The organism is Streptomyces sp. H27-D2, from assembly GCF_035828615.1.
GTDB lineage: Bacteria > Actinomycetota > Actinomycetes > Streptomycetales > Streptomycetaceae > Streptomyces.
Genome location: NZ_JAYMZR010000003.1, coordinates 143139 through 163746 on the forward strand (window position 1 = coordinate 143139; position 20608 = coordinate 163746).

Annotated in this window: 19 protein-coding genes, 2 tRNA genes and 2 pseudogenes; 8 read left to right on the plus strand and 15 right to left on the minus strand. The window is 71.4% G+C overall.

Annotated features, from left to right (window positions below):
- Positions 1–755 precede the first annotated feature (755 nt).
- Together QMK28_RS02360 and QMK28_RS02365 are read left to right on the plus strand one after the other, a co-directional pair.
- Positions 756–896: a hypothetical protein gene (locus tag QMK28_RS02360; protein ID WP_326435257.1), complete on the plus strand. Its 141-nt coding sequence runs from the start codon at positions 756–758 to the stop codon at positions 894–896.
- Positions 896–1402: pseudogene (locus QMK28_RS02365) on the plus strand (AMP-binding enzyme); the annotation flags it as partial. The gene QMK28_RS02360 and the pseudogene QMK28_RS02365, both read left to right, overlap by 1 nt.
- Positions 1403–1424: 22 nt before the next feature.
- Here QMK28_RS02365 and QMK28_RS02370 read toward each other — a convergent pair.
- Together QMK28_RS02370 and QMK28_RS02375 are read right to left on the minus strand one after the other, a co-directional pair.
- Entirely contained in the window at positions 1425–1625 is a 201-nt protein-coding gene (locus QMK28_RS02370) for a DUF397 domain-containing protein (protein ID WP_326435258.1), read from the minus strand.
- A gap of 12 nt (positions 1626–1637) precedes the next feature.
- A complete protein-coding gene (locus QMK28_RS02375; protein ID WP_326435259.1) occupies positions 1638–2492 on the minus strand; it encodes a helix-turn-helix domain-containing protein in 855 nt (284 codons plus the stop codon).
- 232 nt (positions 2493–2724) lie between these two features.
- Here QMK28_RS02375 and QMK28_RS02380 point away from each other — a divergent pair, with 232 nt between their 5' ends.
- On the plus strand, positions 2725–3225 hold the full coding sequence (locus tag QMK28_RS02380) for an ATP-binding protein (protein ID WP_326435260.1): 501 nt from the start codon (positions 2725–2727) through the stop codon (positions 3223–3225).
- 110 nt (positions 3226–3335) lie between these two features.
- Here QMK28_RS02380 and QMK28_RS02385 read toward each other — a convergent pair.
- From QMK28_RS02385 to ehuB, 6 genes and pseudogenes are all read right to left on the minus strand, one after another.
- Positions 3336–3409, minus strand: a tRNA-Lys gene (locus QMK28_RS02385).
- A 107-nt stretch (positions 3410–3516) separates the two neighbouring features.
- Positions 3517–3708: pseudogene (locus QMK28_RS02390) on the minus strand (IclR family transcriptional regulator); the annotation flags it as partial.
- 127 nt (positions 3709–3835) lie between these two features.
- Entirely contained in the window at positions 3836–4606 is a 771-nt protein-coding gene (gene ehuA, locus QMK28_RS02395; RefSeq protein WP_443050507.1) for an ectoine/hydroxyectoine ABC transporter ATP-binding protein EhuA, read from the minus strand.
- 34 nt (positions 4607–4640) lie between these two features.
- Positions 4641–5291, minus strand: coding sequence for an ectoine/hydroxyectoine ABC transporter permease subunit EhuD (gene ehuD, locus QMK28_RS02400; protein ID WP_326435262.1), 651 nt, complete (start codon positions 5289–5291; stop codon positions 4641–4643).
- Positions 5291–6037: an ectoine/hydroxyectoine ABC transporter permease subunit EhuC gene (gene ehuC / locus QMK28_RS02405; RefSeq protein ID WP_326435263.1), complete on the minus strand. Its 747-nt coding sequence runs from the start codon at positions 6035–6037 to the stop codon at positions 5291–5293. The genes ehuD and ehuC overlap by 1 nt, the downstream gene beginning before the upstream one ends.
- Positions 6034–6957 (minus strand): ectoine/hydroxyectoine ABC transporter substrate-binding protein EhuB, encoded by a 924-nt coding sequence (ehuB, locus tag QMK28_RS02410; RefSeq protein WP_443050499.1) that lies wholly within the window; start codon positions 6955–6957, stop codon positions 6034–6036. Before ehuB ends, ehuC begins: the two co-directional genes overlap by 4 nt.
- A 154-nt stretch (positions 6958–7111) precedes the next feature.
- Here ehuB and QMK28_RS02415 point away from each other — a divergent pair, with 154 nt between their 5' ends.
- Positions 7112–7612, plus strand: coding sequence for a DUF3830 family protein (locus tag QMK28_RS02415; RefSeq protein WP_326435265.1), 501 nt, complete (start codon positions 7112–7114; stop codon positions 7610–7612).
- Here QMK28_RS02415 and QMK28_RS02420 read toward each other — a convergent pair.
- Complete coding sequence (locus tag QMK28_RS02420; RefSeq protein WP_326435266.1) at positions 7593–9059, minus strand: amidase; 1467 nt, start codon at positions 9057–9059, stop codon at positions 7593–7595. The two genes, QMK28_RS02415 and QMK28_RS02420, sit on opposite strands and share 20 nt — an antisense overlap.
- Before the next feature lie 72 nt (positions 9060–9131).
- A complete protein-coding gene (locus QMK28_RS02425; RefSeq protein WP_326435287.1) occupies positions 9132–10097 on the minus strand; it encodes a D-2-hydroxyacid dehydrogenase in 966 nt (321 codons plus the stop codon).
- A 255-nt stretch (positions 10098–10352) separates the two neighbouring features.
- On the opposite strand from QMK28_RS02425, the gene QMK28_RS02430 reads away from it, so the two are divergent.
- The 3 genes from QMK28_RS02430 (at position 10353) to QMK28_RS02440 (ending at position 13496) form a co-directional block, all read left to right on the plus strand.
- Positions 10353–11273, plus strand: a complete 921-nt coding sequence (locus QMK28_RS02430; protein ID WP_326435267.1) for a maleate cis-trans isomerase family protein — start codon at positions 10353–10355, stop codon at positions 11271–11273.
- A 135-nt stretch (positions 11274–11408) separates the two neighbouring features.
- Positions 11409–12242: a maleate cis-trans isomerase family protein gene (locus tag QMK28_RS02435; RefSeq protein ID WP_443050500.1), complete on the plus strand. Its 834-nt coding sequence runs from the start codon at positions 11409–11411 to the stop codon at positions 12240–12242.
- 123 nt (positions 12243–12365) lie between these two features.
- Positions 12366–13496 (plus strand): LLM class flavin-dependent oxidoreductase, encoded by a 1131-nt coding sequence (locus tag QMK28_RS02440; protein ID WP_443050508.1) that lies wholly within the window; start codon positions 12366–12368, stop codon positions 13494–13496.
- Positions 13497–13537: 41 nt separating this feature from the next.
- On the opposite strand, the gene QMK28_RS02445 is transcribed toward QMK28_RS02440, so the two are convergent.
- Positions 13538–15469: a putative bifunctional diguanylate cyclase/phosphodiesterase gene (locus tag QMK28_RS02445; protein WP_326435270.1), complete on the minus strand. Its 1932-nt coding sequence runs from the start codon at positions 15467–15469 to the stop codon at positions 13538–13540.
- 368 nt (positions 15470–15837) lie between these two features.
- On the opposite strand from QMK28_RS02445, the gene QMK28_RS02450 reads away from it, so the two are divergent.
- On the plus strand, positions 15838–17016 hold the full coding sequence (locus QMK28_RS02450) for a M6 family metalloprotease domain-containing protein (RefSeq protein ID WP_326435288.1): 1179 nt from the start codon (positions 15838–15840) through the stop codon (positions 17014–17016).
- A gap of 90 nt (positions 17017–17106) precedes the next feature.
- On the opposite strand, the gene QMK28_RS02455 is transcribed toward QMK28_RS02450, so the two are convergent.
- From QMK28_RS02455 to QMK28_RS02470, 4 genes are all read right to left on the minus strand, one after another.
- Positions 17107–17180: transfer RNA gene (locus QMK28_RS02455), tRNA-Lys, on the minus strand.
- 95 nt (positions 17181–17275) lie between these two features.
- Complete coding sequence (locus QMK28_RS02460; RefSeq protein WP_326435271.1) at positions 17276–18085, minus strand: bifunctional DNA primase/polymerase; 810 nt, start codon at positions 18083–18085, stop codon at positions 17276–17278.
- 147 nt (positions 18086–18232) lie between these two features.
- Positions 18233–18601, minus strand: coding sequence for a hypothetical protein (locus QMK28_RS02465; protein ID WP_326435272.1), 369 nt, complete (start codon positions 18599–18601; stop codon positions 18233–18235).
- Between the two features lie 281 nt (positions 18602–18882).
- Complete coding sequence (locus QMK28_RS02470; protein WP_326435289.1) at positions 18883–20166, minus strand: AAA domain-containing protein; 1284 nt, start codon at positions 20164–20166, stop codon at positions 18883–18885.
- Between the last annotated feature and the right edge of the window lie 442 nt (positions 20167–20608).

The following is a 20608-nucleotide window of genomic DNA, read 5'->3' on the forward strand; positions in this document are numbered from 1 at the left end:
AAATCGACCGTTTCCCGGGGAGAACCGGCCACGCCGACGCGTGGCCCGGACAGCGACTCGCACCGCCGCCCGGAGTGAGCCCGGTGCAGATCGCCCACCAGGCCTCCGGAGTCCGGTAGTTCACCGGACGGTCCGACTCGGTTTCCCGGGCCAATTCCAGCGAGGCGAGCCCGGCCTGTACGCCGACCGACGCCACCGCTGGACCCAGCGCAGGTAGGGATCAGTGTCGCCGAGCGCGTTGCGCCGCGCCACTGGGCCTTGCGGGGCGGCACCCGTACGGGTGCCACGTACATATATCCGCAGGGCGGCTGCGTGTGGCGTGCTCTACGGTGCGCGCTCCGCAGCCTGGTGCGGTCGGGGGTGTCCCCGCCGGACTCCCCGGCCGAGGCACGCTTGCCCATCCGACCCGGATCGGGGGCCGTTGGAGGCCGCGTGCCGGGCAGCTGCGCGGGCGTCCCGGATCGACGCGCCCCTCCCTCGTCCGGTCCGGGCTCGGTGCCGCTGGGGCTGTGCGGCTCCCTGGGGCGGTCTGCCCTCCTTGTCCGAGCCGGTGCCCCGGGCTGCACGATCCGGCACCGTTGGCCCGAGCCGGTAGCCCCTCCTCGGTAGCGGGCCCGATCCGGGCCTCCGGTGCCGGACCCGGGTGCCCGCAGACTCCGGGAGTGTCGATCGCGCCCCCGGAGAGCTGCGCCCCGACCGCCCCTCATCCCGACGCGCCCTCCCCACCTGACGCTCAGTCAATTATCGTGCACCCCATGGGACATCAGCTCACCACCGTCGCGGATCTCGTCACCGCCCAATGGGGCGACCACCGGCCCGGCCTGCTCTTCGAGGACCAGGCGCTCAGCCACCACCAGGCCGCCGCCGGGGCAGCGGCCCGCGCCGCGCTGCTGTGACCGGCGACCTCTTCTTCCGCGACACCGACGGCTTCTTCCACTTCGCAGGCCGCGCCGACGACCGGCTACGGGTGGACAGCGAGAACCTCGCCGCCGCCGTCATCGAGAACATCCTCGCCCGCTTCCCCGCCGCCGCCTCGGTCGCCGTCTACGCGATCCCCGACCCGGTCGCCGGCGACCAGGTGATGGCGGCGCTGGCGCTCGCAGCAGGCACGTCCTTCGGCCCGGACGTCTTCGCGGCCTTCCTCGCCGAGCAGCCGGACCTGGGCACCAAAATGGCCCCGCGCTTCCTGCGCATCGTCCCGAGAATGCCGGTGACCGCGACGAACAAGGTGCACCGCGTGAGCCTGCGCCGCGAGAACTTCACCTGTGCCGACCCGGTCTGGTGGACCCCACCGGACCCGGGCCGCCCCGGTCCCGCGTACCGCCCCCTGACCGCCCAGGACCGCACAGCTCTGCGCGAGCGCTTCCGCGCCCAGGGGCGCGAGGAGTTGCTGGAACGGTGAGCGGGGTGCGGCCGCTTCTGATTCACGACTGCGTGAGGTGGTCCAACCGGCCGTTCTTGATCGCGGCTATGAGTGTGCTGAGCGCGGTCGGGGTGGTGGCGAGGATGACGTCGGGGTCGTCGCTCTCCCGGAGGCGCAGGGCCTTGCCAGGATCGGCGGCGACGTAGAGGCAGGACGACCCTTCTTCGCTGTACGAGGACTTCTGCCAGGCGAGCGTGGGCAACGTGGTGACCTTTCAGAGTTCGCGGATGATCCGGTGCACGAGATCGCGGGACAGATCCGGTGGCAGGGTGACACTCTCCATGCGGTCCAGTACCAAGCGGTACTTCGCCAACCTGGAGGCATCGTCCGTGAGTTCGCTGCCCGTCGAGGTATCGATACCGACGGTGTCGAGCTGCGGCACCGACCCGCAGATGTAGTCGACTCCCTGGGCTGACGTCGGGAAGGACGTGCTTCCGAAGGGGATGACGGCGATGGTGATGTGCTCCCGCTCGCTGACAGCGATCAGGTGCTCCAGCTGACTGCGAGTCGTGGCCGGCCCTCCGAACTGCATGCGCAGGGCGGCTTCGTGGATGATCGCCGTGTACTGCGGCGGATTGTCCTGGTGGAGAACCGCTTGCCTCTTGATGCGGTGCGAGACCCGGTGCTCGATCTCATGTGCCGGCAGCGGTGGAACGGACTCCCCGAAGAGCGCGCGGGCATGCGCGGGTGTCTGCAGGAGCCCGGGGATATTGATCACCTGCGCCACGCGGAGCGCTGTGGCGTGATGTTCGAGCTCGGCGAGCTCCAGCAAGCCGGCTGGGAGCATCTCCCGGTACTCCTCCCACCAGCCCCGTTTCCGGTCGCCGGTCATCGCGGCCAGCGCGTCGACGAGCGCTTGGTCCGCGCACTCGTAGTGGCTGGCCAGAGTGCGTACACGGTCCGCGCTGACGCCGTAGCGGCCGGCTTCGATGTTGCTGACGCGCGACTGGGTGACGCCCAGACGTTTGGCCGCCTCGGTGGCGGACAGATCGGTGCGCTCCCGGAGCCTGCGCAGCTCGGTCCCAAGGCGGCGCCGCCGCACCGGCGGGGGAGGGGTGGACGGAGGCATCTTCGGCTTCTCCTTGCTCGCACACAGTGGCCCGGCGTCACTCCTTCGAGCGGAGTGTGTCGACAGCCATAGGTTTTCTAGAAAGCATTCTACAAATGCCGCTACGGTGTGAGCCAAGCCACTCGACCGGCCCGGCGCATAAGCCGGCAGCGCACCGCGTACGCGGCAATGCCACCGCTGGGCCCTCGCGCCGGCCGGGTGCTCCAACTCCACCATTCCGCAGGAGGATTCCATGGCAACCGTATCGCCGGGCTGGGGCTACGCCCTGCACCTTCCGCACGATCCCCGCGCCCCGCGCATCGCCCGGACGACCCTGCGGGCCGTACTCGGCAGTCACGGCATGGGAAGCCTGATCGACATCGCCGAGCTGCTGGCGGGGGAGCTGGTGACCAACGCCTACCAGCACACCGAGGGCCCGGCCGAACTGCGGCTGCGCGAGCTGGCCGGGCGGTTGCGGATCAGCGTCTGGGATACAGACCCGGTCATTCCGCCACTTTTCCATGGACGTGCGTGCAGCGGCGGACGCCCTGTTCCGCTGCCCGTGCATGTCGACGCCGACGCCAACGCGGAGAGCGGGCGCGGGCTGGAGCTGGTTCGGCTGTGCGCCGACGACTGGGGCGGCTATCGCCTGGGCGACGACATCTTCGGCGTCAACGGCAAGCTGCTGTGGTTCGAGCTCGCCCGGCCGCCCGCCGCCGCATCGCGCGCCGGGGGCTTCACGATCGCCGCGTGACCGGGCAGCTGCCGGAAACGGCTGCGCGGGGCCGCACCACACGTACCCCGGAAACGACTCCGGGCGTCCTCGGGAAACCGAGAACGCCCAGGTCACTGCATGATCAAACGTGCGCCGCCAGGGACTCGAACCCCGGACCCGCTGATTAAGAGTCAGCTGCTCTAACCAACTGAGCTAGCGGCGCGTGCCGACGAAAAAATACTACCTGCTGGAGGGGAGTGCTCCGGACCATGGGCGGCGGCCGGGGCATCCGGCCCGGCGCGACAGGGTGCCGCGCGCCCGCCCCGCCGGTCAGAGCGCGAGCGAGAGCATGACCGGGGCGGCCCCGCGGTTCAGCGCGAAGGCGGCCTCGTGCAGCCGGTGGGCCTGGTCGATCGGGAGCGAGAGGGCCAGGCAGCAGACCGTCGCGCCCGCCGTGATCGGGACGGCCGCGCAGACCGTGCCGACCGCGTACTCCTGGAGGTCCAGCACCGGCACCTGGGCTGTTGGTCAAATTGGCGGCGCGCTCCGAGCCGCTGGGGGCAGGAAGCGCGCCGCTGTCGTCCTTCGGTCCTGTACGGCGCCGCACAGGGCCGCGCCGCACAGGGCCGCGCCGCACAGGGCCGCGCCGCTACAGGACGGCGCTCAGGAACTCCCTCGTCCGCTCGTGCTCCGGCTCGGTGAAGATCTTCTCCGGCGAACCGGACTCGATGACCCGGCCCGCGTCGAACATCAGCACGTCGTCGGAGATGTCCCGCGCGAAATTCATCTCGTGGGTGACGCACAGCATCGTGATGTCCGTGGTGTGCGCGATGTCCCGCAGGACGTCCAGTACGCCGGCCACCAGCTCCGGGTCGAGCGCGGAGGTGACCTCGTCGAGCAGCAGCACCTGCGGCCGCATCGCCAGGGCGCGCGCGATGGCGACCCGCTGCTGCTGGCCGCCGGAGAGCTGCGTCGGGTACTTGTCGATGTGCTCGGTCAGCCCGACCAGCTCCATCAGATCGCGCGCCCGTTCCTCGGCCTCGTCCTTGCTCAGCCCGAGCACGTGCACCGGCGCTTCGGTGATGTTCCGCAGCACCTTCATGTTCGGGAAGAGGTTGAACTGCTGGAAGACCATGCCGATCTTCTTGCGGACCTCACGGGTGTGCTTCTCGCCCGCGGGGACGAGTTTGCCGCCTCTGTCCTCGTGCGTGAGCAGCTCGCCGCCGACCTTGATGGTGCCCTCGTCGGGCTTCAGCAGCGTCATCAGCAGCCGCAGGATCGTGGTCTTGCCCGATCCGGACGGCCCGATCAGGGTGACGTGCTTCCCGGACTGGACCTTGAAGTCGAGATGGTCGAGGACCGTGTTGCTGCCGAAGCGCTTGGTGACCCCGTCGAAGCGGATCAGCTCGCTGCCGTCCACTGTGGGGTTGACGATTTCCTGCGAAGTGCTGTTGTCAGCGGACAAGACGACGCTCCAGGGCTCGCGTGAGAAGAGAAGCCGGGTAGGCGATGAGGATGAAGGCGATGCCGACGATGGTGATGGGCTCGGTCATCACGAAGGTCTGGGCGCCGAATTGCCGGGCTTCGCCCAGCATCTCCAGTACGCCGATGGTGGCGATCATCGGGGAATCCTTGAGCATCGCGATGACGTAGTTGCCCAGCGCCGGGACGACCCGGCGGATCGCCTGCGGCAGGATCACCGCGCCCCAGGTGCGGCCGCGCGGCAGGCTGAGCGCGGTGGCCGCCTCCCACTGGCCGACCGGCACGCCCTCGATGCCGGCGCGGTAGACCTCCGCGGTGTACGTCGAGTAGTGCAGGCCGAGCGCGACGACGCCGGTGGTCAGCGCGGAGAAGGTGATGTCCCACTCGGGCAGTACGTAGTAGAAGAAGAACAGCTGAACCAGCAGGGGCGTGTTGCGGATGAACTCGGTGACGATGTTCACCGGCCAGCGCACGGCCTTCAGCGAGGACCGCTGGGCCATCGCCCAGACGAGCCCGAGTGTGAAGGCGATCAGTGAGCCGAGCACGACAGCCTGGAGCGTGACGAGCAGGCCGTCCCAGAACTTCGGCATGAAAGCGTCGACCGCGGACCAATCCCACGTCATCAGATACCCCCAGCGCTGTTGAGGTCACGCGAGATCTCGGTCTGCTGGCGGAGGTTGAGCTTGCGCAGCACTCCCACGCCTTTCTCGGGCGCCTGACCGATCGAGGCCTTCGCGTGCCGCTCCAGGACGCGCATACCGCGGGTCATGACGAAGGCGAGCACGAAGTACATCACCAGGATGATGGTGTAGACGGGCGCGCTCTGGCCGGTGGCGTTGCGGATCAGCGCGGCGCCGAAGGTGATGTCGCCCACGCCCATGATCGAGACCAGCGCGGTGCCCTTGAGCAGCTCGATCAGCAGGTTGTTGAAGGGCGGCAGCATCTCGGGCCAGGCTTGCGGAAGGATGACCTTCCGCATCTGCTGCGCGGGCGAGAAGCTGAGCGCGATGCCCGCCTCGCGCTGCGCCGGAGCCACCGCCTGGATGGCGCCGCGGACGACCTCCGAGCCGTACGCGCCGTAGGAGAGCCCCAGCGCGAGCACGGCGGCCCACAGGGGGACGAGCTGCCAGCCGAAGGCGACCGGCAGCACGAAGAACATCCAGAACATCAGCACCAGCGCGGACGTGCCGCGGAAGATCGCGACGTAGAAACCGGCGAGGAACCGGACGATGCGCAGCCGGTGCGTGCTGCACATGCCGATGCCGAAGGCGACGACGGCGCCGAGGGCGGCGCTGTAGACCGTGAGCTGCACGGTGACCCACAGGCCGTTGAGCAGGAGTTTCCACAAACCCCAGGAGATCTCACTCATGGATTGCACTTCTCCTCTGCGGTGATGTCCGTCATCTGGTCCTTCGTGAACCCGAAGGGCCGCATGAGGCGAAGCAGCTCACCGCTGTCCTTCATCTTGTGGAGCTCTTTGTTGAAGGCGTCACGGAGCTTGGTCTCGGCGGTGCGGAAGGCGAAACCGCCCACGTCGATGACCGGCTCGCCCTTCACCAGCGGGGTGACCTCGTCGGTCGCCTCGGCCCGCTTGGTCTCGGTCTCCTTGACGACGTTGCGGATGGTCACCGCGGTGCCCACGAAGACGTCGACGCGGCCCTGTTCGACGGCGAGCAGACCGGCGAGCTGGTCCGGCAGGGTCGTGATGTTCTTGACGCCGGCCTCCTCGGCGTAGGCGATCTCGGCGTAACCGACGCCGGTCGCCATCTTCGCGCCGCTCTTCGCGATGTCCTTGTAGGTGTGCAGCTTCTTCGGGTTCCCCCTGGCCACCAGGAAGGCGTCGAGCATCTGGTACTCGGGGTCCGCGAAGAGCACCTGCTTGCAGCGTTCCTCGTTGATGTACATCCCGGCCGCGACCACGTCGAACTGCTGCGAGTTCAGGCCCGAGATGAGTGAGCCGAACTCGGTCGGGAACGGCTGGACCTTCGGCACGCCCAGCCGCTCGAAGATGTGCCGGGCGATGGCCGGAGCCGAGCCGGTCATCTTGCCGTCCTTGCCGATGTAGCTGTACGGCTGCTCGCCCGCGAGCCCGAGCCGTACCGTGCCCTGCGCCCGCAGGCGCTCCAGTAGCTCTCCCCCGTCTCCGGTGTCCGCTGTGGACACCCGGCTACAGGCGCTCGTCGCGCCCATCGCCCCCACGGCGCCCAGCGCCGCCGCCCCTGCGAGCAGCGAACGGCGCCGGATTCCGCTTCCGGTACTTCTTGCGTTGTTCCCCTGTGGTGGAGCCATGGGCGCGCCACTACCCGACTCGGCCGAAATCATGCGGACCGTTTCCAGCCCTTGATCTAGGCGTTGCGGTGTTGACCGGTGTGCCCCTCTTGACCTCTCCTGGTTACAGGCTTACGCGCACGCGTAGACCTGAGAACCGCGGAGGAGTGCCTTGGTGACCGATCGTTTCATTGAAGTCTCGCTCGACAAGCGCGGCGTGACCTGCACCGCGAAGCTGCTCGACGAGCGCGCACCGATCACCTGCGACGCGGTGTGGAACGCCCTTCCGCTGAGCGGCGACGTCTACCACGCGAAGTACGCCCGCAACGAGATCTACACCCTGCTGTCGCCGTTCGCCCCGGCCGAACCGCCGATGGAGAATCCGACGGTCACCCCCATTCCGGGTGATCTGTGCTATTTCACCTTCTCCGACACCCAGTTGGGCACCAAGTCGTACGGCTATGAGGCGAAGGCCAAGTACCAGGGCCGCACCCAGGTCGTCGACCTCGCGCTGTTCTACGAACGCAACAACCTGCTCATCAACGGCGACGCGGGCTGGGTGCCCGGCATCGTCTGGGGCACGATCACCGACGGCCTGGACCGGATGGCCGACGCCTGCCAGGACCTGTGGCGCGCCGGGGCGCTCGGCGAGTCGCTCAGCTTCCGCCGGGCGTAGCCGCGGGCCGGGGCGCTGGCCGCGGCGCGGGCCGGGGCGCGGGAAGGTCCGCCGCCCCGCTCTCGTAGAGGGCGTGCGCGGCCCGCAGTACCAGCGCGTCCGCATGGCGTGCGGCCACCAGCTGCGCGCCGATCGGCAGCCCGTCGCGATCCAGCCCGCAAGGGACGCTCGCCGCGGGCTGCTGCGTGAGATTGAACGGATAGCTGAACGGCGTCCAGCCCGTCCACCGGGTGTACTTGGAGTCCTCGGGCACCTCAAGCCCCGCGCCGAAAGCGGTGATCGGCAGGGTCGGGGTCAGCAACAGGTCGTACGAGGCGTGGAAGGCGCCCATCGCCTGCCCCAGCGCCATCCGGACGTCCACCGCCGCGACGTAGTCCAGAGCGCTGTACCGCGCGCCCCGCTCGCAGATTTCCAACAGCCCCGGATCGAGCTGCGCCCGCTGCTCGGGGTCCAGGTGCTGGATGACCCGCGCCGCGCCGCTGAACCACAGCACATGGAACGCCTCTTCCGCCGCGGAGCCGCGCAGCAGCTCGCGCGCCGGCTCACTCTCCTCGACGTGCGCCCCCAACTCCGCCAATTGCTCAGCCGTCCGCCGCACCGCCGCCGCGACGTCCGGCGCGACCGGCACCCGGCCGCCCAGGTCGGGGCTGTACGCGATCCGCAGCCCGGCGACGCCGTCGCCCAGCCCCTCCCGGAAGCCGCCGTCCGGCACAGGGCCCAGCTGGGACCAGTCGCGGGCGTCCGGCGCGGTGATCACGTCCATCAGCAGCGCCGCGTCGGCCGCGTCGCGCGTCATCGGCCCCACATGGGCCAGCGTCCCGAAGGGGCTCGCGGGATAGAGCGGCACCCGCCCGTAGGTGGGCTTGAGCGCGAAGACGCCGCAGAACGAGGCGGGGATGCGGACCGAGCCGCCGCCGTCGGTGCCCAGGCTCAGCGGCCCCGCGCCGAGCGCGACCGCCGCCGCGCTGCCGCCGCTGGAGCCGCCCGCGGTGCGCGCCGGGTCGTACGGATTGCCGGTCACCCCGTGCCGCGGGCTGTCCGTGACGCCCTTCCAGCCGAACTCCGGGGTGGTCGTCTTGCCGAGGAAGACCGCGCCGTGCTCGCGCATCCTGGCCACCGAAGGAGCGTCCTCCTGCCAGCGCTGCGAGTCGGCCCGTACGGTCCGCGAGCCGCGCAGCGTCGGCCCGCCGCGCAGCGGCAGCAGGTCCTTGACCGTCACCGGGACGCCGTCGAGCAGCCCGGCCGGCTCGCCCCGGTGCCACCGGCGCTCGGCTTCGGCCGCCTGCTCCAGCGCGCTTTCGGCGTCCACCCGGACGAAGGCGTTGACGGCGGCCTGCGCGGTGTCGGCCCGGTCGAGGGCGGCGCGGGTCGCCTCGACGGGGGAGAAGGCGCCGGAGGCGTAGCCCTCGACGAGTCGGACGGCCGTCAGGTCGCTGAGCTCGGTCATGCAGCCCTCCACGGGGATCAAGGGGTCGGGAGGTCGGGAGGTCGGGAGGTCAGGGGTGGCCGGAACGGGCGGTCAGGCCAGGGGGACATAGCCCAGCTGTTTGTCGACGACATTGCGCAGCGGCTCGCCCGCGGCCCAGCGATCGAAATTGTCGAGGAACTGTTCGGCCAAGTCGTTTCGCCATCCCACTGTGTCGCCACTCATATGGGGTGAGACAAGCAGCCCGGGAATGTCCCACAGCTGATTGTCGGAGGCCAGCGGCTCGTTCTCGAAGACGTCCAGTGCCGCGCCGGCGATTTGCCGCACGACCAGGGCGTCGACGAGTTCGCGCTCGTTGACGAGAGCCCCGCGCCCGATGTTGATGAACCGGGCCGTGGTCTTCATGCGTTCAAATGTGCTTCTGTCGAACATGCCACGGGTCGCCTCGGTCAATGGCGCTGCGCAAATCACCCAGTCGGCTTCTTTCAGCAGACCGTTCACAGCCGTCGCACCGTGCACCCGGCCGAATTCCGGGTCGCCGTCACGTTCCGTGCGTCCGGCCAGCTCCACGGTGACACCCAGTGCCTTCAGGGTGCGGCCGATGGCCCGGCCGATCGGTCCGGAGCCGACGACCAGGGCGCGGGTTCCGGCCAGCCGCACCGTCTCCCGGTGCCGCCAGCGGCGCTGCCGCTGGAGCTCCCAGCTGCCGGGGAAATCCTTGGCCATGGCCAGTACGAGCCCGGCCACGTATTCGGCGATGGGCTGGTCGAACACCCCTCTGGCGTTGGTCAGCACGGTGTCCGAGGCGGTGAATTCCGGACAGAGCAGCCGGTCCACGCCCGCGCTCGCGGTGTGCACCCAGGCCGGCCGGGGCCCGTCGCCGGGCCAGGCGTCGCGTACCGCGTCGGAGGTGAAGTCCCACACCAACAGCACGTCGGCTTCGGGCAAAAGTTCGGCGAGGGATTTGGCGTCGCTGTGCAGCACGCGGGCCCGGCCGGAGAGCCGGTCGAGGCCGGGGAGAGGCTCGTCGTCGAGAACAAGGACGGTTGTATCGGACATAGGCAAGAAACCGTTTCGAAACGTAGATCCGCTTGAGTGGTCGAAAGGGCTCAGGAGCCAATGATGGGAAGGGATTGACCACGCTAGGGACCAGAAACTACCTTCGTCAACACAGGCATCTGTCCCGACGTCCCGGTTGGAGGATCCAGAGGCTCCGGTGTTCGCGTTGTCCACCGACAGTCCCGGGAAACTCAGCACCGGCTTTTCATCCTCCTCTGGCCATAGGCCAAGCCCTCCGTTCTACAGGGGCTCGCAATGGACGTCTCTTTTCTCGGTGGCCCACTGCCGCAGCGCGGCGTGGGGGTCGTAGCTCCCTTCGATTTCGCGCTGGACCGTGAACTCTGGCGCTGGGTACCCGACGATGTGTCCCTCCACCTGACCCGAACCCCTTTCGTGCCGGTCGAGGTGAGCCTCGACCTGGCCCGACTGATCAGCGAACACCAGACACTGCGCTCGGCGGTGCTGGCCCTGTGCGAGGTCGCGCCGGAGGTGGTGGCGTACGCCTGCACTTCCGGGAGCTTCGTCGACGGCCTGGCCGGAGAGCGCGCGATGTGCGCCGCGATGGCGCACTCGGGTGAAGTACCGGCGCTCACCACCTCGGGTGCGCTCCTCGAAGCGCTGCGCGAGATCGGCGCGCGCCGCATCGCCGTGGTCACCCCGTACACCAAGTCGGTGACGGACTCCCTGGAGGACTACCTCGGCGAAGCGGGCATCACGGTCACCGGGCGCGCCTACCTCGGACTGACCCGGCACATCTGGCGCGTCCCCTACCGCGACGTGGTGGACATGGCGCGGCAGGCGGTGGTCGGGGCGGCGGACGCGCTCTTCATCAGCTGTACGAACCTCCCCACCTACGACGTGATCCCGCAGCTCGAAGCGGAGCTGCGGATGCCGGTCCTGTCCGCCAACCAAGTGACGATGTGGGCCGCGCTGCGGTCCATCGGGGAGCAGGCGGTCGGCCCCTATCAGGCACTGCTCGACCCGGTAGCGCGGCACGGACCGGCGTCGATGTCGGGATCGGCGTCGTCGCCCGGCGGCTTCGTCCGGCCGCCGGAGCCCCCGCCCGAGGCGGCCTTCGCCGGGCCGCCGGGGCCGCCCGTGTCCGAGTCGGAGGCGGCCGACATGCTCGACCCGCCGCCGTACCTGGACGAACCGGGCGGCCCGTCCTTCGGGTGATCCCCTGGCCGGGCGCGCTCCGGGGGCGCTCCGGACGGGGTTCCGGGCGCGTTCCCGGACGCCGAGCAGCAAGCACCGAACACCCAGCAGTGAGGTGGCGGTCCGACGGCCGTCAGACGTGAGCAGGAGGTCGCAGTGGCGGACATGGCAGGCACAACCGGCGGAACAGCGGACAGCGCGGCCGGGGGCACACCCGGCGGCGCGGCCGCACCCGGTCCGGCTGATCCGGCGGACCCGGCGGTCGGGTTCCTCTACCCCGGCTACTCGGCGGAGGACGACTACCCCCGGCTCCAGGCCATGCTGGGCGGCGGGGTCCGCCTGCCGCTCGTCCACACCGACATCGGCGTGGACGCGCACCGCGTCGACGACCTGCTCGAAATGGGCTCGGCGGCCCGGCTCGCGGCCGGCGTCGAGGAGCTCAAGGCACGGGGCGCCACCGCCGTGGTCTGGGCCTGCACCAGCGCGAGTTTCGTCTTCGGCTGGGAGGGGGCGCGCAGCCAGGTCCGCGAGCTGTCGGCGACCGCCGGTCTGCCCGCCTCCAGCACGTCGTTCGCGTTCGCCCACGCGATCCAGGCGCTCGGTCTGGACCGGGTGGCCATCGCCGCGACCTATCCCGAGGACGTCGCGCAGCTGTTCACGGGCTTCCTCAAGTCCGCGGGCGCGGAAGTCGTGTCGATGCGCGGCAGCGGCATCATCACCGCCGCCGAGGTCGGCGCCTGGGGCCGCTCCGAGGTGCTCCAGCTGGCCCGCGGCGGCGACCACCCCGAGGCTCAGGCCGTGCTGCTGCCCGACACGGCCTTGCACACCGCCGCCTACCTCGCCGACCTGGAACGCGAGCTGGGCAAGCCGGTGCTGACCGCGAACCAGGTCACGGTCTGGGAGGGGCTGCGGCTGCTGGACCGTACGCTCGCGCGGCCCGACCTGGGGGCGCTCTTCGCGCACGGCGCGCCCCGGCTGCCCCTGGAGTAGCGGGGCGGAGTAGGGGGCGCGGTCGCGTACGGCGGGGCGCACGGGGCGCGGGATGCGCGGGGCGCATCCACAGGGCGCGTCAGGGTGCCGCGGAATAAACGGAGCGCGTCTCCGGTTGGTTTGCTGCGACAAGCAGAGCAATCAAGGAGGCGCGCCACCGTGGGCGACGAGCACGACACCATCCGAGGCAAGCGCACCGGAAGCGCGCCCGTACCGCTGTCCGTACTGGACCTGGCGACAGTCGGCACCGGGCTGACCGCGACCCAGGCCCTGCGGTCCACCACCGAGCTGGCGCGGCAGACCGAGCGCCGCGGCTTCCACCGTTTCTGGGTGGCCGAGCACCACTCCATGCCCGGCGTCGCCAGTTCCTCCCCGGCGGTCATCCTCGCCAACCTCGCCGCGCACACCTCGCGCATCCGGCTGGGCTCCGGCGGCGTGATGCTGCCCAACCACGCCCCCCTCGTCATCGCCGAGCAGTTCGGCACCCTGGAGGCGCTGGCCCCCGGCCGGATCGACCTCGGCCTCGGCCGGGCCCCCGGCACGGACGGGGCCACCGCCGCCGCCCTGCGCCGCAGTGGCCGCGCGCCCGAGGGCGCCGACGACTTCCCCGAGCAGCTCGCCGAACTCACCCGGTTCCTGGACGACGACTTCCCGGCCGGCCACCGCTACGCGCGCATCCACGCCGTGCCCGGACCGGTCCAGGCCACCGCCGACGGGGGAGTGCAGTCCCCCGACCGCCCCTCGATCTGGCTGCTCGGCTCCTCCGGCTTCAGCGCTCAGCTGGCCGGCGCGCTCGGTCTGCCGTTCTCCTTCGCGCACCACTTCTCCGCGGCCAACACGATCCCGGCCCTGGAGCTCTACCGCGAGTCCTTCCGGCCGTCCGCGGTCCTGGACCGGCCTTACGCCTCGATCGGCGTCTCGGCCTTCGCGGCGGACGACGAGAAGCAGGCCCGCCGCCAGGTGCTCACCGGCGCCTTGACGATGCTCCGGCTGCGCACCGGCCGCCCCGGACTGGTGCCGAGCCCCGACGAGGCCGCCGCCTACGACTTCAGCCCGATGGAGCAGGAGTTCGTCGACGGCTGGCTGGCCAATGTCGTACACGGCACGGCGGACGCGGTGCGCGAGGGCCTCGACGGCCTGGTCAAGCGGACCGGCGCCGACGAGCTGATGATCACGGCCAACGCGCACGGCGGCGAGGCCCGGCTGCGCTCGTACGAGCTGATCGCGGACGCTTACGGGATGCCGACGGGCTGACGGCGTAGGCCCTCCGGTCGGCGGCGAGCCGACCGGGGCGCTCACGCGCTGCCGACCGCACCCTTCGGGGCGGGCCGGGCCGTGTCCTTCGGGCTGGGCCGGGCCGTGTCCTTCGGGGCGGGCTGGAGCAGCCCGGAGATGCGGTCCGGCGGCACCGGCCGGGAGTAGAACCAGCCCTGGCCGGTGTCGCAGCCGATCCGCCGCAGCCGCTCCGCCTGCTCGGCGCTCTCCACGCACTCCGCGGTGACCGAGAGCTCGAGCTGGTGGGCGAGCCGCACCAGCGCCTCGACGATCATCCCGTCGGCCGGGTTCGGGTGCTCGGCGGCGTGGAAGCCGCGGACGAACGAGCCGTCGAGCTTGAGGGTGGAGACCGGCAGCCGGCTCAGATAGGCGAGGTTGGAGTAGCCGGTCCCGAAGTCGTCGATGGCGATGGTGACGCCCATGTCGCTGAGCGCCTGCAACGCCTGGAGCGGCCTCCCCGCCGAGCCCATCACCGCGGACTCGGTCAGCTCCAGCTGGAGCAGCTCGGGCGGCAGCCCGGTCTCGGCCAGGATCGCGGCGACGTCCGCGACCAGATCCGAGTCCCAGACCTGGCGTACGGCCACGTTGACGCTCACGAACACCGGGGCCTCCGGCCGCGCGAGCTGCCAGCGGCGGGCCTGCCGGCAGGCGGTCGCGAGCACCCAGCGGCCGAGTTCCACGATCGCGCCGTTCTCCTCGGCCAGTCCGATGAACCGATTCGGCGCGAGCGTGCCGAACTGCGGATGACGCCAGCGCACCAGCGCCTCCACGCCCCGTAGGCCGCCGTCGTCCATGCCGACCAGTGGCTGGTACTCCAGGGTGAACTCGCCGCGTTCCACGGCCGGCCGCAGCGTGCTGGTCAGGGCCTGACGGGTCATCCGGTGCGCGTTGCGCTCCGGGTCGAAGAGCGTCCAGCGCGCCTTGCCGTCCTCCTTGGCCCAGTACAGCGTGGTGTCGGCGGCCTGCATCAGACCGGTGACGGTGGCCTGGGCGGCGGCCCGCTCCACCACGCCGATGCTCGCCGAGACGGTGAGCCGGTGCCCGGCGAGGTCGAACGGCCGTTGCAGCGCCTCCAGTACGGACCCGGCCAGCTCGGCCAGCTGCTCGGTGCCGGTGGAGTCCTCGACCAGCAGCGCGAACTCGTCGCCGCCGAGCCGCGCCACCAGGTGGCCGCCGCCCCGGCCGTGTTCGGCGCAGCCCACCAGGCGCTGGGCGACGGCGCTGAGCAGTTGGTCGCCGACGCGGTGGCCGAGCGTGTCGTTGACCGCTTTGAAGCCGTCGAGGTCGAGGTAGCAGATCCCGATCCGGCCGCTGCCCGTGCGCCGGCGTCCGGCTGCTCTGCCGTCCGTCCGGCCCGCGTCCGTCCGCCCGCCGCTCGCCCGCCCGCCCGCCGCCCGCTCCCGCGCGACCCGGTTGTCGGCGGCGGATTCGAGGGCGGCGTTCAGCCGCTCGAAGAACAGGGTGCGGTTGGGCAGCCGGGTGACCGGGTCGTGCATCTGGAGATGGCGCAGCCGCGCCTGGAGGTCGTGCCGGTCGCTGACATCGGTGACGGACAGCAGCACCCGGTCCGAGTGCGGGACCGGCGCGACGGTGACCTCGGCCCAGATCGAGTGGCCGTCGGCGTGCTTGAGGCGGCGGGTGCAGCGGAGCCGGTCGAGTCGGCCGCCGAGCACCTCGCGGTACGCGGTCCAGGTACGCGGGTCGTCGCCGAGGCCGATGACGTCCGCCGCGGGCCTGCTGGTCAGGGCGTCCGGGTCGGCGCCGACGAGGGTGCCGAGGGCCTGGTTGGCGCCGACCACCGCGCCGTGCCGGTCGACCAGGGCCATCGCGAGCTGCGCGGCGTTGAACGCGGCGCGGTAATCACGCCACCGGGCCTCGCGCCGGCGACGTTCCGTGACCGCCGACAGCGTGGTGCCTGCGGCGCTGCCCAGTTCCTCGGGGGATTCGCTCATCGCTCGCTCCCGGGTGGCACTCGTCTCGCGGCCGCCTGACGGAGGTATCCGCGCTGGAAATGCTGGAAATGTGCCGATCATAGAGGTTGGCGCGACGGCTGATCCAGCGCCACAGCCGCGTCGGGCCCGCCGCGTCGGGTGGCTGATCGTTTCTGCATAGCTCTGGCAAGCCGGTGATTGATTGTGACGTTCTGTGGTCCGGCGTGGCGCTTCGGCCCTCACTCGACCGGGTGAATGGAAAGGGGCATAGGGCGCTAAAACAGAACAGAGTGTGTCAGGTGTCCCGTAATCGAACCGGCGAGACCGCTGCGCCGAGTCCCCCGACACCCGAGAGGGTGGACGGGACACGCCTGCGCCGGGCCGCCGCGATGCTGACCTCGCTCAGCGCCCTGATCGCCACCTCGGTCGTCGCGGGCCCGCTCGCTTCCGCCGCCTCCGTCGACCCCTGCGCCCTGCGGCGCACGGAGGCGCACCACTCGGAGGGCCTGGACAGCTGGAACCCCGCTTATCCGCGCCCGGCCCGGGTCCTCGACTCGCTGATGCTCTTCCTGTCGTTCCCCGACTCGCTTCCGGCGACCACCCCCGACGAGCTGGCCGCCGACTACTACCCGGACACCACGGCCTTCTTCGACCGGGCCTCGTACGGCAGGTTCCGGCTCCGCGAGCACCCGCGGCGGCAGTGGACCTCGATGCCGGCCGCCTCCACCTCGTACGGAATACAGCGCGACTGGGACGCCGGGCTGCGGGGCAGGTATCTGCGGGACGCGGTGGCCGCCGCCGACCCCTCGGTCGACTTCAGCCGCTACGACATCGTCTATCTCATCGCCGACCCGAACGCGCCCGGAGTCGACTCCGACGCGACCAAGGTCGTCAATTTCGACCGGCCGATCCGGGTCGACGACACCGACCTGCGCCGTATCGTCACGGTCTTCGAGCAGCATCCGCCGGACCGCAATGTGCTCGCCCACGAGACCGGCCACGTCTTCGACCTGCCCGATCTGTACCACCGGCCCGAGGACGGCAAGGGCGACTGGGACACCCACGTCGGGGACTGGGACCTCATGGGAAGCCAGTTCGCGATGGCCCCCGACCCGTTCGGCTGGCACAAGTGGAAGGTCGGCTGGCTCGGCGGGCAGCAGATCGACTGCGTGCGCACGCCGGGCATCGGCCTGCACACCATCGCCCCGCTCGCCGCGCCCCCGGCTCCCGGGGCGCCGCCCACCAAGCTCGTGGTGGTCCGCACCGGCCGGGGCAGCGTGATCGCGATCGAGGCGCGGGGAGCCGTCGGCAACGACGTCGGCACGTGCAGCGAGGGCGTGCTGATCTACCGGGTACGCAGCGACGCCGCGTCCGGCGCGGGCCCGGTCGAGGTGCTCGACGGGCATCCGGACAGCGGGGCCTGCTGGGGCTCGTCGGTCTATCCGCCGCTCGCGGACGCACCGCTCGGCATCGGCGAGAGCCTCGAATCCGCCGAGGACGGGCTGCGGGTTACCGTCAACGGGCGGACGGCGGACGGCGCGTGGTCGGTGAAGGTCGTCAAGGAGTAGCCGTCGAGGGGTGGCCGTGCGGGCGGCGCTGCGGAGTCCCCCGTCAACGACGAAAGCCCCGCACCGGAGTGCGGGGCCTTCGTCTGTCTGTGCGCCGCCAGGGACTCGAACCCCGGACCCGCTGATTAAGAGTCAGCTGCTCTAACCAACTGAGCTAGCGGCGCTTGCTGACGTGGAAAACCTTAGCATCCTGATCGGTAAGCGGGAAAATCGATATGTCGCGGCGATACGTCTCAGCGAAATGGCCCAGCGATATGTCTCAGATGGGGGCGAGGGTGTGAGCCGGCGGGCGGACGGGCGCGGGGGCGTCGGTCGCGACGGCGTCGGTCGCGACGGCGTCGGCGGGGGCGGCGGGGGCAGCCGGGTCCGCGTCGAGCGCCTGCGCGGGCTCGGCCTCGCACGCCGTGCGGGCGGCCCGTACGCAGGCCCAGAGCATCACCTCGGAGCCGGGCAGCCAGGGGTGGCGGACGTCCGGCGCGACCAGCCAGCGCGCTGCCGTCGCGGTCTCGTCGCCGGGGTCGCCGGGGGCGTCGGGGTCCTCCGCGCGGGCCGGCTGCGGGGCCGGCGGCGGCAGCTCCGAGCGCGGGGTCGGCCGCACCGGGTAGAGCGCCGGAACGGTCACCGCGTCGCCCGTGCCGTGGCACAGCAGCGGCGGAACCGCGGAGCCCCACTCCTCCCAGTCGAGCAGGGCGGGCAGCCGCTGCGCGGTGCCGGGGGCGGTGAACAGCAGCAGCCGGCCGCGGTAGGCGGCGACGGGGCCCGAGCCGGGGCCGTCGGACCATAACCGGTCCACCATCCGGCGGCCGAACAACGCGGGCGCGTTGACCACGTCGAACGCCGTGCCGCAGGGCAGCACGCTCGGCGCGGTCGGCCGGGACGACCAGAGCGCGTGCATCCTCCCCGGGTGCGAACTGGCGGAGGCGAGCCAGTCGGCTCCGGCCAGGGTGACGTACGAGGCGGTGAGCGGTGCGTCGAGGCGGGGGGCGCGATCCGGGCTGTCGCAGAGGGCGAAGATGTCGCGGGGGTCCGGGGGCCCGGTGTGCCGCTGGTGCCGTTGCCAGTCGTTCATGACATCAAGGTCTACCGGTGGCAGCAGTTCCGTTTCTGCTGATTACCGGAAATCGGGACAGGATGGGGCGTGACGGGGTATGTTGCGCTCCCGCATATGCCAACGGCCCATGATCATCGATCATGGGCCGGGCGGTTTCGGCCGGGGTCAGTCCCCGGTCACACCACCGTTGCGCAGCAGGTCACGGCCGAACTCGACCATGCGGTGGGCGTAGTCCTCGGTCCATTCCGCGTGCTCCGCGATGGTCGCGGCCGACAGTCGGTCGAAGCGCTTGGGGTCCGCGAGCTGGGCCGCCGCCATCGCCTGGAACTCCGTCGCACGGTCCGCCGCCGCCCGGAAGGCCAGCGTCAGCTCGGTGGAACGGGCCAGCAGTTCGCGCGGGTCGTCCATCGACTCCAGGTCGAAGAAGTGCTCGGCGTCCGCGACGGAATCCGGGGGTTCGAAGAGCAGTGGCACGGGCCGCATCCGCCGCTTCGCCTCGCCCGGTTGTTGGTGAGCCGGCCTCGGCTCTGACATAGAGCTACCTCCCGCGCATGTCACGCTGCTGCTCGTTGTTGCTGTTCTCTGGGTCGCTGTTCTCTGGCGTGCCGCTGTTCTGTGCCGCTGATCGACGTCTCCGGCGCTGTTGGCCGTGCCGGTACGCCGAGTACTGCGTTTGCCGCCATCCATTGTCGCGTGCGTGGCAAGTGCGCCTCCGCCTCGGCGGATGACCATGGCTGGGGGCGCGGTCGCAGGCGCGCCCGTGGGCTCGGCTGACGGGCTCGGCATCGGGTGCGGTATCGGGCTCGGCGGCCAGGTCAGGGCCGCCACGGCACCATGTGTTCGGACAGGTGGGCCAGCACCGCGTGATTGGCCTCCCAGCCGTCCGGGAACTTCACCGTGACCCCGAGCTGCACCGGCTCCGTCGACGGATGCTCGTCCAGCAGCTCCGCGACACCCGCCCGGCACACCACGACGCACGCGTGCCGGTGCCGGGACGCCAGCACGCACAGCCGCCCCGTCTCCAGGTGGAAGGCGGTCGCGTCGGGCCGGCCGGAGAGCGGGTGCAGGACGACCGTGACATCGAACTCCCGGCCCTGGAGCCGGTTCGCGGTGTCCACCGCGACCCCCGACACCCCCAGCGCGGCCAGCGCGGCGCGCACCGCCGCCGCCTGGTCGCGGTGCGCGGTGCCCACCGCGATCCGGTCGGCGGTCAGCGGCGCCGGGTCCGGCGAGCGCTCGCTCGTCGCGGCGCCGCCCCGGTCCAGCAGCCGGCGCACCACCCGGGCCACCGCCCCCACCGCCTCCGGGTCGGTCCTGGGCGTATGGCGGGCGGGCAGCTCCAGCAGGCCCCAGCCGGAGGCGGCAGCCTCGTCCAGCACCCGGTCGGCGGCCGAGCCGTCCGACGGCACCCCGAAGGACAGCAGCCGGTCGCCGGGGCCGGTACCGCTGCGGAAGGGGGTGTACGGATAGAAGGCGTCGGAGACCAGCGGCGCGGCCGAGGCGGGCAGCCGCCAGGACACCGGCAGCCGGTGCTGGGGCAGCTCCGGGTTGTGCGCCAGCAGGGTGCTGACCGCGCTCGCCGACGGGTCGTACGACAGCCCCGCCCACTGGTCCGCGCCCACCACGCTGAACGGGTCGAGCTGACCGGGATCGCCGACGAACAGCGCCCGCTCGAACAATCCCGCGACGGCGAGCAGCGCGTCCGACCGCATCTGGTACGCCTCGTCCACGATCGCGTGCCGCCACGGCTCGACGTTCTTGGTGTGGGCCCATTTGGCGGCGGTCGAGATGACGATGTCCAGCCCGGCCAGCTCGGCCGCCTTCGCCGACTTGCGGACCGACGGGTGCCGGTCCAGCGCCGGGTCGTACGGGTTCGGGTCGTTGCTGTGCAGCCGCCCCACCGGAAGGTCGGGGTCCGCGCTCGCGAGCCGCTCGACCAGGTCGTCCACCTGCGCGTTCGTCTGCGCGATGACCATCAGCGGCCGGCCCGCGGCGGCCAGCTCGCGCGCGGCCCGCACGACGAGCGTCGACTTGCCCGCGCCGGGCGGGGAGTCGACGACGATGCCGCGGTGGGCGGTGTGCAGGGTGTCGTGCAGGATCGCGTCGGTGGCCCGCTTGGCGGCCTCGGCGGGGTCCGGGGCGGGGACGTGGGAGAGGGCGTGGGCGGAACGGGGAGAGCTGGGAGCACCGGGGTCGCCGGGGCGCGAGCGGTCGATGCGCGGGTGGTCGGAGCCCGGTCGGTCGGACTCCGGTCGGTCGGAGCCCGGTCGGTCGGAGCCTGGTCGGTCGGAGCCTGGTCGGTCGGAGCCCGGTCGGTCGGAGCCTGGTCGGTCGGAGGGGTCCGGCGCGGAGCCGGGTGGCCGGTCTGCGGGGCGGGGGCCGGTCACAGGAAGTCCTCCGCGGTCAGGGGGTCGGGAGCGTCGGCGGTACGGGTGGTGGCGGTACGGGTGGTGGCGGTACGGGTGGTGGCGGCGCGGACAGGTGCGCCGGGGGTACGAGACGGGCTGGGCGTACCGGGTGCGCCGCGTGCGCCGGGTGCAG